6 protein-coding genes are annotated in these 14,428 nt (G+C 61.7%); 4 read left to right on the top strand and 2 right to left on the bottom strand.

The genetic code is table 11. From position 1 onward, the window contains the following. Window positions 1-44 precede the first annotated feature (44 nt). The gene (locus FNU76_RS11830; RefSeq protein WP_144278387.1) at window positions 45-806 is read left to right on the top strand and encodes a substrate-binding periplasmic protein; all 762 of its coding nucleotides are present in this window, start codon (window positions 45-47) and stop codon (window positions 804-806) included. Here FNU76_RS11830 and FNU76_RS11825 read toward each other — a convergent pair. After that, window positions 803-1,735, bottom strand: a complete 933-nt coding sequence (locus FNU76_RS11825; RefSeq protein ID WP_223879318.1) for an AraC family transcriptional regulator — start codon at window positions 1,733-1,735, stop codon at window positions 803-805. The genes FNU76_RS11830 and FNU76_RS11825 overlap by 4 nt on opposite strands. A gap of 177 nt (window positions 1,736-1,912) precedes the next feature. Between FNU76_RS11825 and FNU76_RS11820 the strand changes: the two genes are divergently transcribed. The 3 genes from FNU76_RS11820 (at window position 1,913) to FNU76_RS11805 (ending at window position 4,411) form a co-directional block, all read left to right on the top strand. After that, entirely contained in the window at window positions 1,913-2,734 is an 822-nt protein-coding gene (locus FNU76_RS11820; protein ID WP_144278386.1) for an oxidoreductase, read from the top strand. 279 nt (window positions 2,735-3,013) lie between these two features. Then, on the top strand, window positions 3,014-4,093 hold the full coding sequence (locus FNU76_RS11810) for an IS630 family transposase (protein WP_144280546.1): 1,080 nt from the start codon (window positions 3,014-3,016) through the stop codon (window positions 4,091-4,093). A gap of 141 nt (window positions 4,094-4,234) precedes the next feature. Then, entirely contained in the window at window positions 4,235-4,411 is a 177-nt protein-coding gene (locus tag FNU76_RS11805; protein WP_144278385.1) for a type II toxin-antitoxin system Phd/YefM family antitoxin, read from the top strand. 58 nt (window positions 4,412-4,469) lie between these two features. Here the strand turns inward: FNU76_RS11805 and FNU76_RS25020 are convergent, their stop codons facing one another. Then, window positions 4,470-14,414 carry an SPM autocatalytic domain-containing protein gene (locus FNU76_RS25020; protein WP_144278384.1) on the bottom strand — a complete coding sequence of 3,315 codons (9,945 nt, stop codon included), beginning with the start codon at window positions 14,412-14,414 and terminating at the stop codon, window positions 4,470-4,472. Window positions 14,415-14,428: the final 14 nt, after the last annotated feature.

Below are 14,428 nucleotides of genomic sequence, written 5' to 3'. Positions count from 1 at the left end.
ACAGCGGGCGGCAGCCCGGGAACGCCGCCGCAGAAAGGTCCGCCATGCGCACGCCACGACTTTTGACCGCCACCCTGCTGGCCTGCTTCCATGTCGCGGCCTTGGCGGATGACAAGACGTTCACGGTAGGCGTGGAGGACTACCCCAATTTCCTTCCCTATTCCGCCTACCAGGACAATATCTACAGCGGCTTGGGCAAGGATATCCTGGATGCCTTTGCGAAACAGCATGGCTATACCTTCAAGTACGAGGTCTATCCGCTGAAGCGGCGCGACCGGCTTTTTACCCAGGGCAAGCTGGATTTCGCCTTTCCGGACAATCCCAATTGGGTGGCGGACCTGAAGAAGAACCTGAAGATCAGCTATGCGCCCATGCTGGAGTTCACCGATGGGGTACTGGTCCGGCCGGAGAACAAGGGCAAAGGCCTCGCGCGCTTGAAGATCCTGGGCGTGCCCTTGGGATTCACGCCCTATCCGTACCAGCAATTGATGAGCACCGGCTCGATGCGCCTGGAAGAAACGCTGCAATACGATTCGCTCTATCAAAAGCTGGTGGCGGACCGCGTGGATGGCGCCTACATGAATACGCGGATCGCCCGCTACTATTGGTCGCAGATCAAGAAATACGAGCAAGCGCCGGTCGTCTATGACCCGGACCTGCCGCATGCCTCGGGGTTTTGGTGCTTCTCGTCGAGCAAGCATCCGGCCATCATCGAGAAATTCAAACAATTCCTGCTGAACAATAAAGGCAAGATCGACGAGCTTAAAAGTAGCTATCAATTCAAATCTTCGGACGACAATAATTAAACCGCCCGAGGCGCTGCGCTTAATGCCAGGGCCTGCTTCATCTGCACCGCTTCGGCCCCGGGACTGCGACCGAACAGGCGCTTGAACTCGCGGCTGAACTGCGAGGTGCTTTCGTAGCCCACTTTTGCCGAGGCCGCCGCTGCGGTCATCCCGCTCCGTATCATCAATAGCCTGGCCTGGTGCAGGCGGGTCGCCTTCAGGTACTGGATAGGCGTGCTGCTGGTCACCTGGCGGAAATGGGCATGGAAAGCCGACACGCTCATGCCGGCATCACGGGCCAGGCTGCCGACATCCAGGCGACCGTGGTAGTCGGCATGGATGCGCCGCAGGGCCTTGGCGATCCGCCCGAAATGGCCGCCCTGCGCCAGGGCGGCGCGCAAGACGCCGCCCTGTTGGCCGGTCAGGACATGGAAGTAGATCTCGCGCAGGATGGCCGGCCCGAGGATCTTCGCCTCCAGGGGCGAAGCAAGGGCTTCCAATAGCCTCAGCAAGGTCTGGCCCATCCGCTCGTCCAGCGGTGTCGACAGCATCGGCTTCGGTAGCGCGTCGCCCACATAGGCCTGCTCATCCAATACCAGGGCCAGTTCGGCCACCTGGGCCGGATCGATGGAAAGGGCGATGCCCAGCAGTGGCGCTTCCGGGCTGGCATCCGCCTCGCTGGCGAAGGGCATGGGCACCGACAGCACCAGGTAGTGGTGCGCATCGTAGCGGTAGACCTCACCCGCGAGAAAGCCGCGCTTGCTCCCCTGGCAGATAAAACAGATACCCGGCTCATACAGCACCGGCATACGCGCCAGTGACCGGTTCATCCGCAGCAGGCGCACGCCGTCCAAGGCGGTCAAGGTATACCCCTCGGTGGGAGCCAGCCGCGCGATCAAGCCCCTCATACATTGCTGGATATCGACCGGCGTGGTGGGTGGGGAGGCCATGTACTTTTCGGGCTTGGACGATCAGGCAGCCATTTAGGCACGGGCCGACCGAACTGGCAATGTCTCCAATAGGAATAGGCAATACCTGGCCTAGTTCCAGGCATTCGCAGCGATGCCCCTGCTCTCTACCATGGCCGCATCCTGTAACCGGCTTCATTCCCACGAGAGGAAATCATCATGAGCAAGACCTGGTTCATTACCGGTGCCGGACGCGGCATCGGCGCCGAAATCGCCCGGGCCGTCCTGGCCAATGGCGACCAACTGGTCGCTACCGGTCGCAATCGCGCCCAACTCGACAAGGTTTTCGCCGAATTCGGCGGGCAGACCCTGGCATTGGAACTGGACGTTACCCAGGCGGACCAGGCACACGCCGCCGTGGCGGCTGCCCTTGATCGCTTCGGGCGCATCGATGTGCTGGTGAACAATGCCGGCTACGGCCAACTGGGCTTGTTCGAGGAAGTCGATGCCGACGCGATCGAGCGGCAGTTCGCCACCAATGTTTTCGGCACGATGCATGTCTGCCGCGCGGTATTGCCGGTCATGCGGCGGCAACGTAGCGGCCGGGTGTTCAACTTCTCCTCGATGGGCGGCGTGCTGGGCTTTGCGGGCGCCTCGATCTACTGCGCCAGCAAGTTCGCCGTGGAGGGCTATAGCGAATCGCTGGCAGCCGAATTGGCGCCCTTCGGTATCCACCTCACCTTGGTCGAACCGGGCTTTGTCCGTACCGATTTTCTGGATGCCAGTTCGGTGCGTTACGGCAGCCACGCGATCGCGGACTATGCCCAGGCATCCGCCAATATTCGCACTACCTTCGACCGCTACAACCACCACCAACCCGGCGATCCTGCCAAATTGGCGGCAGCCCTGCTGAAATTGGCGGAGGAAGCCGAACCGCCGCTGCGCTTCGTGGCTGGGGCGGATGCGGTCGAAGCCATCTTGGGGAGTTTGGCGCAGCAGCGGGAGGAAGTGGAGCGGTGGCTAGCCTTTGCGGCAATATGAAAACGCCGTCCGCTCCACCTCTGGACCAAGCGTATAACTCCCGCCATGCAACGCGTCGCTCAACAGCTTCAAATGGTATGAAACCACCTTGCGTCGCGCAGCGGGCGATGAGCCGCAAGGTGAAATTCAACAGCAACTGTAAAAAAGCGAAAGCCGGCGTCCAGCAGATTCATTCCCATATCCTGTGATGTCGCTGATCTAGTGTGGCGTCTCAAAAGTAGAATTAATTAAATATTTGGTATAATTGTCGTAGTTCAATAGCTCATGGAGACTATGACGATGACCAGAACGGGCCGCCCGATCAAGAAGCTGGAACTATCCGAAGAGCAGCGCAGAGAGCTGAATGCACGTTTGGCGCTGCGCAAGGCGCCGGCCGATGAGAAGCTACGAATTCAGATTGTGCTCAGTTGTGCTGACGGCGAAGGAGGCAAAGAGATCGCGAAGCGGCTGGATACCACTGCGCAGACCGTCTCAAGGTGGCGTCGTCGGTACGAGTCGTATGGTCTGGCAGGGCTGACCGATGCACCGAGGTCGGGGCGGCCTCGCACGGTGCTAGACGAACACGTTCAGGCGGTGATTGATCGTGTCCGGAACAGTAAGCCTACTGACGCGACGCACTGGAGCGTGCGCACGATGAGCAAGGCAACAGGCGTGTCGGCGTCCACAGTGCAGCGCATTTGGCACGCGTTCGGGCTCAAGCCCCATCGGCTGGAGACGTTCAAGTTTTCCACCGATCCGAATTTTGTCGATAAGGTCCGCGATGTGGTGGGCTTGTACCTCGCCCCGCCGGATCGTGCCTTGGTGCTCTGCGTGGATGAGAAGAGCCAGATTCAGGCACTGGATAGAACGCAGCCTTCACTTCCGCTTACGTTCGGCAAAGCAGAAACCCGGACACACGATTACAAGCGGCACGGGACGACTTCGCTGTTCGCAGCTCTGGATGTGGCCACTGGCAAGGTCATTGGCCAACTCAAACGTCGCCACCGGAGCGTCGAATTTCTGCAGTTCCTCAATACCATCGACGCAAGCGTACCGGCAGACCTGGATATCCACCTGATCATGGACAATTACGGGACGCACAAGACGGAGAAGGTGCGTGCCTGGTTCGCCAGCAGGCCACGCTACCATCTGCACTTCACGCCAACTTCGGCCTCCTGGCTCAACCTTGTGGAGCGTTTTTTCTCACAAATCAGTGAGAAGTGGATCAAGCGTAGTGCCCACAGCAGCGTCGCCGATCTAGAGCAGTCAATCCGCCACTACTTGGACATCCACAACACCAACCCGAAGCCCTTTGTATGGCGCAAAAGCGCAGATTCAATCCTTGAGGCCATTGCTCGTGCAGGCAAAGTTATTAATTAATGCTATTTCAGGTACACCACACTAGTCGACGCGATCAATATTCTAAGGGCGGGACACGCCCGGTTAGCTTGTGCAGATACTTCGCCTGAAGTCGAGACGTCGGGCCAAGAACCCACCGAAGCAACTATACAATTGGAAAGCATGACTGCAAAAGCAGGTAAACCTACTGCTAAACCTGTCTCGGTGCAGGCTGGAAAACCTGTCAGGAAGCCTGGTGCCCTGAAAGGAAAAATCCGAATTGCCGAAGATTTCGACACGCCTTTGTCCGACAACCTTTTGGCTATATTCGAGGGGTGGCCGAAATCATTTAATTCCTAGCGCAGATTAAAAAACCCGGACCAACTTTTGGTCCGGGCTCATTTGCTTCGTTGCTGTCTTACATCAAGCGATTCGCTGTCATCAGCGGCACATGCATTTCATGCCCCGGCACGGTCTGCTGCCATTGGGCCGCATCCATCGGCGAGAAACCCGCCATGGCGCTGACCAGGCTGGCCAGCTGCTGGTCCACCGACACCGTCTCCACCATCGGCGGCCGTGGCAGCGCGGCGGCTTGCAAGCCCGCCACCGTGACCGCCTTGGCCTGGATCTGGGTGTTGGTCCAGACCACGCTGTCGCTGAAGGTGAACCGTTCCACCCGGTAGGCGACCGCATTGGTGGCGTCGAAGTAGTTCTCCACCGTCAGCTGGTCGGTCGCGCCGTACTTCAGCACCAGGTTGACGCCGGCCTTTTGCACCGCCGTCACTTCGGTCGACTTCACGTCCTTGAACTGCACCGTGTCGCTGTTGTTGGCGGTGGCGTCGAAGTCCTTGATGACGTCGGCGCCGGCACCCTTGGCCAGCATATAGAAGTCATTGCCGGCTTCGCCTTCCAGCCGGTCTTTGCCATCTTCGCCGTTGAGGGTGTCGCTGCCGGCGCCGCCGACCAGGATATCGTCGCCGGTGTTGGCGACATTGCCGTAACCACCCGATAGGTAGTCATTGCCGTCGCCGCCTTCCAGCCGGTCGTTGCCCAGCCCGCCGAACAGGGTGTCGTCGCCGCCCAGGCCGCGCAGCAGGTCGCGGCTTGCCGCGCCGGTCAGCTTGTTGCCGTTGGCGTCGCCGTCCTGCAGGGTCTCGTAGCCGCCCGGGATGGTTTGCGCGGCCACCATCTGCGCGATGGTCGCGGCGGTGAACATATTGCCGCCGCTGGGCTGCACATAGGCAATGGCCATCTCGCCGCCCTTGAAGTGCTTGAGCACGCGGAGGGACGTCGTGAGCTGCTTGTCCACCACCACCAGCAGGTCGTCGCCGTCGCGCTGGAAGCTGAGGCGGGCGGCGCCGATGCCGTCGGCCAGGAAGAGGCCGTCGCTGCCGCCGCCGCTGTTGTCGATGACGTCTTGCGAGGCGCCGTCGAACACATAGCTGTCGTTGCCCGCGCCCCCTTCCAGCCGGTCGTTGCCGTCTTCGCCGTTCAACTGGTCGTCGCCGGCCCCACCGATCAGCAGGTCGTCGCCGCTATTGCCGCTGCCGTAGCCGCCGGACAGGTAGTCGTTGCCATCGCCGCCTTCCAGACGGTCATTGCCGGCACCGCCGAACAGCTGGTCGTCACCACCCAGGCCGCGCAGCAGGTCCTTGCCGCTCGCGCCGCTCAGTTGGTCGGCATTGGCGGTGCCGTCCTTGACCTGGTTGAAGTCGGCCGGGTTGGCCGGGCCGCTGCCGCCGGTACCGGGCGTAGGCGGATTCGGATCGACCGGCAGGAGTCGGGCGATATCGGCCGCCGACAGGGCGTTGCCGCTCTTCGGTTGCAGATAGGCGATGGCCGCTGCGCCACCACTGAAGTGGTTCAGCACCCGTACCGTGCGGTTGGCATCGCCCACCACGCCGATGACGAGGTCCTGGCCTTCCTGCTTGAAGCTCAGCTGGGCTTTTTCCAGTTCGGAGAAGAACAGCCAGTCGCTGCCGCCGCCGGTATTGTCGATGACGTCCTTGCCCCAGTTGCCGGTGAAGACGTACTTGTCGTCTTCGCTGCCGCCCAGCAGTCGGTCGTCGCCTTCGCCGCCGGTCAATTGGTCCTTGCCGGTACCGCCTTCCAGGCTGTCGTTACCGGCGCCGCCGTCGAGGTAGTCGTCGCCGACTTCACCGCGCACCGTGTCGTTGCCGGCCTGGCCGAACAGGGTGTCGTTGCCGTTGCCGCCGGCCATCAGGTCGGCTTGGGCGGTGCCCGACAGATTGTCGTTGCCGGCCGTACCGGTGATGGTGCCACCGCCGCTACCGCCGCCTAGCAAGGTGGCGATATCGGCTGCCGACAGGGCGTTGCCGCTCTTCGGTTGCACATAGGCAATGGCCGCTGCGCCACCGCTGAAGTGGTTCAGTACCCGTACCGTGCGGTTGGCATCGCCCACCACGCCGATGAGCAGGTCCTGGCCTTCCTGCTTGAAGCTCAGCTGGGCCTTTTCCAGTTCGGAGAAGAACAGCCAGTCGCTGCCGCCGCCGGCATTGTCGATCACGTCCTTGCCCCAGTTGCCGGTGAAGACGTACTTGTCGTTGCCGGCACCGGCCTGCAGTTGGTCGTCGCCTTCGCCGCCGCTCAGCTGGTCGTCGTTGGCGCCGCCTTCCAGGCTGTCGTTGCCGGCCCCGCCGTCGAGGTAGTCATCGCCGTCGCCGGCTTGCAGCATATCGTTGCCTTCCATGCCGAACAGCTTGTCCTTGCCGGCGAAGCCGCGGATCAGGTCCTTGCCGCTGGTGCCGTTCAGCTGGTCGGCCGTGGCGGCGCCGTCGATCACCGTGTCGTAGCGGCCGCCGAACTCGGCGGCGGCGACGATCTGGTTGATGCGGACGGTGTCCAGCATAAAGCCGCTGGATGGTTGCACGTAATCGATGGCGTAGTCGCCACCGAGGAAGTGCTTGATCACCCGCACCGACTGGCTAGGATCCTTGTCCACCGACACCAGCAGGTCGTCGCCGTCGCGGCTGAAACCGATCCGCTCGGGGCTGACGCCGAAGAACAGGCCGTCATTGCCGCCACCGCTGTTGTCGATCACGTCCTGGCCCTGGCCCGGCTGGTAGGTGTACTTGTCGTCGCCCGCTTCGCCGAACAGGCTGTCGTTGCCGGCTGCGCCCGTCAGTTGGTCTTGGTCGGCACCGCCGCGTAGCAGGTCGTCGCCCAGCCCGCCGTCGAGGTAGTCGTTGCCGGCCTCGCCCATCAGGACGTCGTTGCCGTCTTCGCCGAACAGGTTATCGCGGCCGGCACCGCCGTACAGGCTATCGTCGCCGGTCTGGCCGGCGATGCCATTGCCGCCCATCACGGTGTCGTCGCCGTCTTCGCCATACAGCTTGTCGTCGCCGCTGAAGCCGAACACCTTGTCGTTGCCGGCGCCGGCGCGGATATCGTCGGCATTGCCACGGTAGCCCATCAGGGTTTCGGCTTCGGCGCTACCCAAGGTGATCACGCGGGCTTCGAGCGCGTCGATATCCAGCGTGGTGCCGCCATCGAAGACCACGCTGTCGAGCTTGAAATGGTCGGTGGCGATATTGCCGAACCAGTTCTGCACGGTGATTTCGTCCGCGCCATTGCTATGGCGGATGATCAGATCGCTGCCGATGCGGAAGAAGCCCATATCGGCCAGGACGATGCCGGCGCCGAATACCAGGGTGTCCTGCGAGGCATCGATATTGTTGAAAGCCTGGTCATGGCGCGTTTCGATCAACAGATCCTTGCCGTCGCCCAGGTTGAACACATAGGTGTCGTCGCCGTAGGAGCCGTACAGGGTGTCGTTGCCGGCACCACCTTCCAAGGTGTTGCCATCGCGCTGCCAGACGTCGTCGGAGGCGGTCAGCTCGTCGTCGCCGGCGCCACCCAGCAGGGTGTCGGCGCCGCTGTTGCCAAACAGGGTGTCGTTGCCTTCACCACCGTCGAGCCGGTCGTCTTCGCTGTCGCCTTGCAGCAGGTCGTTGCCGGTATCGCCGGACAAGGTGTCGCTACCGTCGCCACCGGATAGCGTGTCCTCATCGCCCCCCCCCGCCAGCTGGTCATTGCCCCAGTCGCCAGCCAAGCTGTCATTGCCTTCGTCGCCGCTGAGCTGGTCGTCGTCACCATCGCCGAGCAACGTATCGGCGCCTGTCCCGCCCTGAAGGGTGTCGTTGCCACTGCCGCCGTCGAGCAGGTCGGTATCCTCCCCGCCATACATCAGATCGTTGTCGTCCCGGCCATACAATGTATCCGCACCGGCGCCGCCATGCAGGTGGTCATTACCCCTGCCGCCATCGAGCAGATCGCCGCCCAGGCCGCCGCTCAACTCGTCGTTACCGTCTTGACCGTAGAGCTGGTCGTCGCCGGCCTGTCCGTCTATCTGTTCATCTTCGGCATGGGCAAAGACGACGTCCGCGCCATCGCCAGTCTTGATCGCTTGCAGCTTGATCGCGTCATAGTCCCAGACGGTACCCTCGCCGAACTGCAGGCTTTCCACTCCGTTGGTGCTCGGCATATTGGCGATGGTCGAGAACTGTGCCTCGATACGGAGCTGGTCGCCGGTCAGCAGATTCGTGATCAGCAGATCCTGGCCATCGCGGCGCAACAGCAGATCTTGCGGATTGACGCCGCTGAGCACGATCTTATCGGCGCCGCCGGTGTCGCGCAGCAGATCGGTTCCGGCGCCGGCGGCGAACGTGTACTGGTCGTCGCCATCGCCGCCTTCCACTGTGTCGTTGCCCTGGCCGGCATCGATCAGATCGTCGCCCGCGCCTGCCTGCAGCAGGTCATGCCCCTCGCCGGCCAGCAGGGTGTCGTTGCCGCCGCCACTGGTGACCTTGTTGTCGCCCGCGCCACCATCGAGCTGGTTGTTGCCATTGCCCGCATCGATGGTGTCGTTGCCCGTGCCGCCGATAATCGTGTCGGCGCCATCGTAGGCCGAGATCCGGTCGTCGCCTGCACCACCATCGAGTCGGTTTACGCCGGCACCGGCGGTCACGGTGTCATTGCCTTCACCGCTGTTGATCGTATCGTCGCCGTCGCCGGCCGAGACAAGGTCGTCGCCGGCGCCGCTATCGAGCCGGTTTGCACCGTAGCCGCCGTTCAGCGTATCGCGCCCCTCGCCGCCATCGAGCTGGTCATCGCCGGCGCCCCCATCCAGCAGGTCGTCGCCTACACCGCCGTTCAGCAGATCGGCGCCGTCGTAGCCGTAGAGGCTGTCATTGCCTAGGCCGCCATGCAGGCTGTCGTCACCGGCCTCTGCATACAGCGCATCGTCGCCATCGCCACCGTCGAGCAGATCGTTACCCTCGCCGGCGTGGATACGGTCATTGCCGGCTCCACCCTCGACGGTGTCGTTGCCGGCACCCGCATTGACGAGGTCATCGCCGCCCCGTACCAGGATCTTGTCGTCGGACGAGAAGGCATGGATGGTGTCGTTGCCTTCCGTTCCATCCAGCGTCCGCAGCAGCAACTGTGCGGGGTCCAACAGCTGCTCGTCTCCGTTTTGATGGCTGATGCGGATACCGGACCGCGGTGTTTCACCCGAGAAGAAACCGCTTAGCGCCAGCAGATCGGTGGGGCTGCCGTTGAAGCCCACGGTCAGATTGTTGCCGTCACGGCGGAAAATCAATTCGTCTAGCGGCAGATCGGCCAAGTAAATGGTGATCTGGCCTTCATAGCCATCGACGATGGTATCCACGCCATCGCCCTTGGCAAACAGATAGCTGTTGGCGCCGCGTCCACCGTCGAGCTTGTCGGTGCCTTTGCCGCCGGCAAGGAAATCGTCGCCGACGTCGCCAAACAGCAGGTCATCGCCATCGCCGGCTACCAGCGTGTCACGGCCCGACTCGCCATGCAGCATGTCATCGCCGATGCCGCCGATCAGGCTGTCGTCGCCGAGCCCGGCGGTCATCAGGTCGCCGCCATCTCCGCCATCCAGCGTGTCATTACCATCGTCGCCGACCAGCTTATCGCCATCCGCGCCGCCAAACAGCACATCGTTGCCTTCACCGCCACGGACACTATCGGCGCCCTCGGCGCCCGACAGGATATCGTCGCCGTCATTACCGAGGAGCGTGTCGGCGCCACCAAAGCCATTCAGTTGATCATTGCTGTCATAGCCGACGATCGAGTCGTTGCCGGCACCGCCCTGCGTCACCAGACGCTTGATATCGGCAATCTCCCACACGGTGCCATCGGCGAACACGATCTGTTCAAGAGCAGCCGAGCCAAGATCGCTGGCGCTGAAGAAGTCTGCAACCTTGATGCTGTCGCTGGCACTGGTCTTGATTATTAGATCAGCGCCGGTGCGGCTGACTTGCAGCGTGTCCTTGGAAACGCTTGCATCGAAGCGGACAATGTCCAGCGAGCTGCCGCCGATCGCTGAATTCTTGATTTCGTCGTTGCCGTGGCCTGCCGAGAACAGGTAGGTGTCGTTGCCACGCCCGCCGATCAAGGTGTCGTTGCCGGCACCGCCATCGAGCAGATCATCGCCATCATCGCCACCGAGCAGATCGTTGCCTTCATTGCCGGACAACTGGTCGTCGCCGCGCAAACCCTGCAGCGAGTCGTTGCCGGCCAGGCCCGCCAGGCTATCGTTGGTGGGACTGCCGAATATCATGTCATCGCCGGCCGATGCGGCGGATGCATTCAGAATGGCCAGGATTTGTGGCAGTTCCAGGCTGCTATGGTCGGCAAACACGAATTTTTCGATAGCGCCGCTGCTTACCACACCGTCGAAGTCAAAGAAATTGTCCAACTGTACCGAGGCCGCAATAACGCCATCTGCGTTCTTGATCTTGATCCAGACCGTGGAGATATTGCGGGACAGGACCAGGTCCGTTTGGGCGATGCCGCTGCCGAATACGATTTGGTCGATGCCGCCCGCGTCGAGCACGGTATCCGCACCGTGGCCCTTGCCGAGATGGTAGGTATCGCTGCTCCGCTGACCATACAGGCGATCGTTGCCTTCCTGGGCATAGAAGCGGCTACCTTCGTTTACACCGAACAAAGTATCGTCGGCGGTCGAGCCCACGATGTTCGTGACGTCGAAGTAGGGTGCCAGATCGGCGTTGGTCAAGGCGATCTGCTTGAACTGCGCCAGTTTTTCCAGTTCATAGGTACCGGAATATGTGCCCAGGTCATTCAATATGGTGATGAGGGACAATATCCGTTCCGAGCGACCGGCCTGGTACAGCGACTCGCAGGTCGCCTCCAGCTTGTCCCAATTGCAGATGATGCCGTCGGAGTAGGAACCGAAGTAAGGGAGCAGCTCCTTGAACTCCGGGGCGAACTCGGTCTGCACCAGCAATTGCGCATTGGTGTAGCGCTTGAACTTGAGGTATTCGGCGATCAGCAACGGTGCGGCTGCACCATGCGGATTGGGATCGCGCTCGCCCCAGCACCAGGTGCCCAGGTAGGAAGAAGCGGTCAGATGCTCCAGCGCGACCAACTGACGGGCGTCCATGACGTGACCATAGTAGGCCCGCGGGTCGCGGCTCCTCGGATCGACATTGGCCGAACCGGTCCAGCGATAGATCAGCAGGTCAAGCAAACCGCTGCGCTTGGTACTGTCGGACTCGGCCAGGTATTGCTCCAGCAGGCCCTTCAGACCGCTGTCTAGCACCATGGCTTGCCGCAGATCATGCACGTCGCCGAAGCCACGGGCATTCGCCATCTCCAGCACCTCGTCGGACAACTCGACCAGGCCGTTGTCTATGCGTTCGCTGCCGTCGACCTGGAACCACACGTCGGCCGCTGTCGAGGCCTGGCCATTGCTGAGTTCGATACCGGCAGTCTGCTTGTGGGCATTGCCGTTCGCATCGATCTTGTCGGAGTTGGCATAGGCCGTACTGATGGATTTGACGCCGGCTTCGGCCAGGGTCTTCAGTTCGTCGGCTTCGCTCAGGCCATTGCCGTTGAGGTCCTGCCAGACGCGCAGGGTGCCGTAGGCCGCATCCGTGGCATCGATGACGCCATCACCGTTGTCGTCCTGCTCGGCCAGGGCCTGGAAGCCGTTGGCGGCAAGCTGGCCGTTTTTCAGCAAGGTGTTGTTGCCGAACAGCTCCCTGCCGGTGCTGATCAGGCCGTCGCCATTGATATCGTTGACCAGCAAGCCATCGTCCGGGCTGGCCCAACTGGTTTTTTCGCTGAAGCCATCACCATCGAAGTCGAAATAGGCCCCGCCCAGCGCGGTCGTTTCCACGCCATCGCCGTCGAGGTCGAGCACGATCGGGGATGTGATCTTTTCCGGCGGGCGGATATCCGGCTTGGGGGGCTTGGGCGGCTTATCTTCCTCGGTGCGCAGATTGATGCCCAAGCGGCCGTTGGCGAAGTTCTCGATGGTCAAGCCATTGACCTTCAGCGTCGAGCCCGCCAGGGTGTAGGTGAAGCGCCCATCGCTACTCTTGTAGATGTTCTCGGGATCGGATTTCTTGCGGCTACCGCCCGTCAAGACACTTTGATCCAGGCGTACCGATCCGCTGCCATCCTCGTCGCTGATGGTGTCGTCCTTGTCGGCTACATAAACGTCGTTGCCGGCGCCACCTTCCATCCGGTCCTTGCCGGCACCGCCTTCGAGCCAGTCGTTGCCAACCTCCCCGTACAGCTTGTCGTCGTTCTCCCCCCCTTCGAGCGCATCCCTGCCATCGCCGCCGTACAACGTGTCGGCACCTTTGTCGCCCTTGAGGATATCGCGCTCCAGGCCACCTTTCAGTTCATCGTCGTCGGCGCCGCCCTCCAAGGTATCCATGCCGGCACCCCCATCGAGCGTGTCGTTGCCTTCGTCGCCATATAGCGTGTCGTTGCCTTGCTCGCCGTAAAGCTCATCCTTGTCCTTACCGCCACGTAGCTCATCCTTGTCATTTCCGCCGAACAAGGTGTCCACGCCGTCGTCGCCAAACAAGGTATCGTTGCCGATATCGCCGGTCAGCTTGTCCTTGTCCTTGCCGCCATGGATTTCGTCGTCGCCGGCTTCGCCGAACAGGGAATCATCACCGGCATCGCCATGGAGGGTGTCCTTGTCCTTGCCGCCATATAGTTCGTCATTGCCTTCGTCGCCGTGAAGGGTATCCTCACCGTCGTCGCCATACAGCTTGTCCTTCTCTTTGCCGCCGAACAGCTCGTCGCCCTCTTGGTCGCCGTGAAGTTCGTCTTCGCCGGCGTCGCCATACAGCATGTCCTTTTTCAGGCCGCCATAGAGCGTGTCCTTCTCGGCGCCGCCATGCATCTCGTCGGCGCCGTCGCCGCCGTATAGCTTGTCTTCGCCCTTGCCGCCCTGCATGTTGTCCGTATCGGCGCCTCCGACCAAGGTATCGTTGTCATCGCCGCCATCAAGCTGATTGGTGCCGGCTCCGCCGATCAGATAATCCTTACCCTTGCCGCCAAAGAGATTATCGGCACCGGCACCACCCACCAGCAGGTTGTTATTGAGGCTTTGTCCGCTGCGCGCATCGTCGACACGCGCATCGAGCGTTTTGCCCTCGGTATCGCTACCCTGGAAAAAGATGGCGGCGGCGTTGCTGATAATGCCGCGATCAATCCCGGGTGCCACCGAGCCCCTGAGGCCGTCGGCCCACCCCATAAAAGCCGAGTACGCAGGGCTAAGCGAATCCACCAGGGTCCGAGGCGTGGCGATTGCCGTCAGCGTGCCATCCGTGCCCGCTTCCGCAATCATGTTTCGCGCGGCACGGGTACCATCGGCGGGTGCCCCGTAAAGCGCTTCATAGGCCACGATCGCCGCGCGATGCTTGGTCAGCATCGAGTAGATCTGCTGGGCTTCGGCGGTAGACGGCGCACCTGCTCCAGCGTCGGACAAGCCAAACACCTCGGCTTCGACAAAACGCCGTTTGGCAACGCCATTTCTGAATGTTGCCGCCGTGGCGCCGAGCGCGTTATAGCGAAGTTGAAACCAGGCTTCGGCCCGGTTTGCCGCGGTAATCGCGCTGGCAAAGTCGGGCATGGCGCGATTTTGCCCGCGGTTGTACATCACCGAGACAAATGCAGCCTTCTCGTACGACATGGGCATGCCCAGCGCGTCGGCGGGTGCTTCGAAAATTGGCAGGGCAGCGGCGAGCAAAAGGTCACCTTCCGCCGCGGTCAAAGTCCTGTTGAACGTCAGCGCAACCGTGGTCTTCTGCCCGTTCGAGGCAGCATCGATATTTCTGAGGACCTGCCATTGCGCAGCCGTCAGCTGGATGCCGGAAGTGGTCCAAATCGCTACGTTATTATTTCGATTGAACGTGTACCCGTATCCGATGGTGGCCTTGCTGTCGCCGATATTGACGGCCGTTTGATGCAAGCTTTCGGTAAGCTTGATAAAGCGGGACACCAGACTCGTATAGTCGGCCTGGGCAAGATTTCGATAAGTCAGCAAGTCAGTTTTCCCTG

Origin of the sequence: Chitinimonas arctica, assembly GCF_007431345.1 — a bacterium.
GTDB classification, from domain to species: Bacteria; Pseudomonadota; Gammaproteobacteria; order Burkholderiales; family Chitinimonadaceae; genus Chitinimonas; species Chitinimonas arctica.
The sequence above is the reverse complement of the archived record's forward strand: the minus strand, read 5'-3'. Positions and strand labels throughout refer to the sequence as shown.

What these genes read in the sequence shown, in the direction of transcription:
- FNU76_RS11830 (WP_144278387.1), top strand. Translation starts at nt 45, where the DNA reads ATGCGCACGCCACGACTTTTGACCGCCACCCTGCTGGCCTGCTTCCAT.
- FNU76_RS11825 (WP_223879318.1), bottom strand. Translation starts at nt 1,735, where the DNA reads ATGGCCTCCCCACCCACCACGCCGGTCGATATCCAGCAATGTATGAGG.
- FNU76_RS11820 (WP_144278386.1), top strand. Translation starts at nt 1,913, where the DNA reads ATGAGCAAGACCTGGTTCATTACCGGTGCCGGACGCGGCATCGGCGCC.
- FNU76_RS11810 (WP_144280546.1), top strand. Translation starts at nt 3,014, where the DNA reads ATGACCAGAACGGGCCGCCCGATCAAGAAGCTGGAACTATCCGAAGAG.
- FNU76_RS11805 (WP_144278385.1), top strand. Translation starts at nt 4,235, where the DNA reads ATGACTGCAAAAGCAGGTAAACCTACTGCTAAACCTGTCTCGGTGCAG.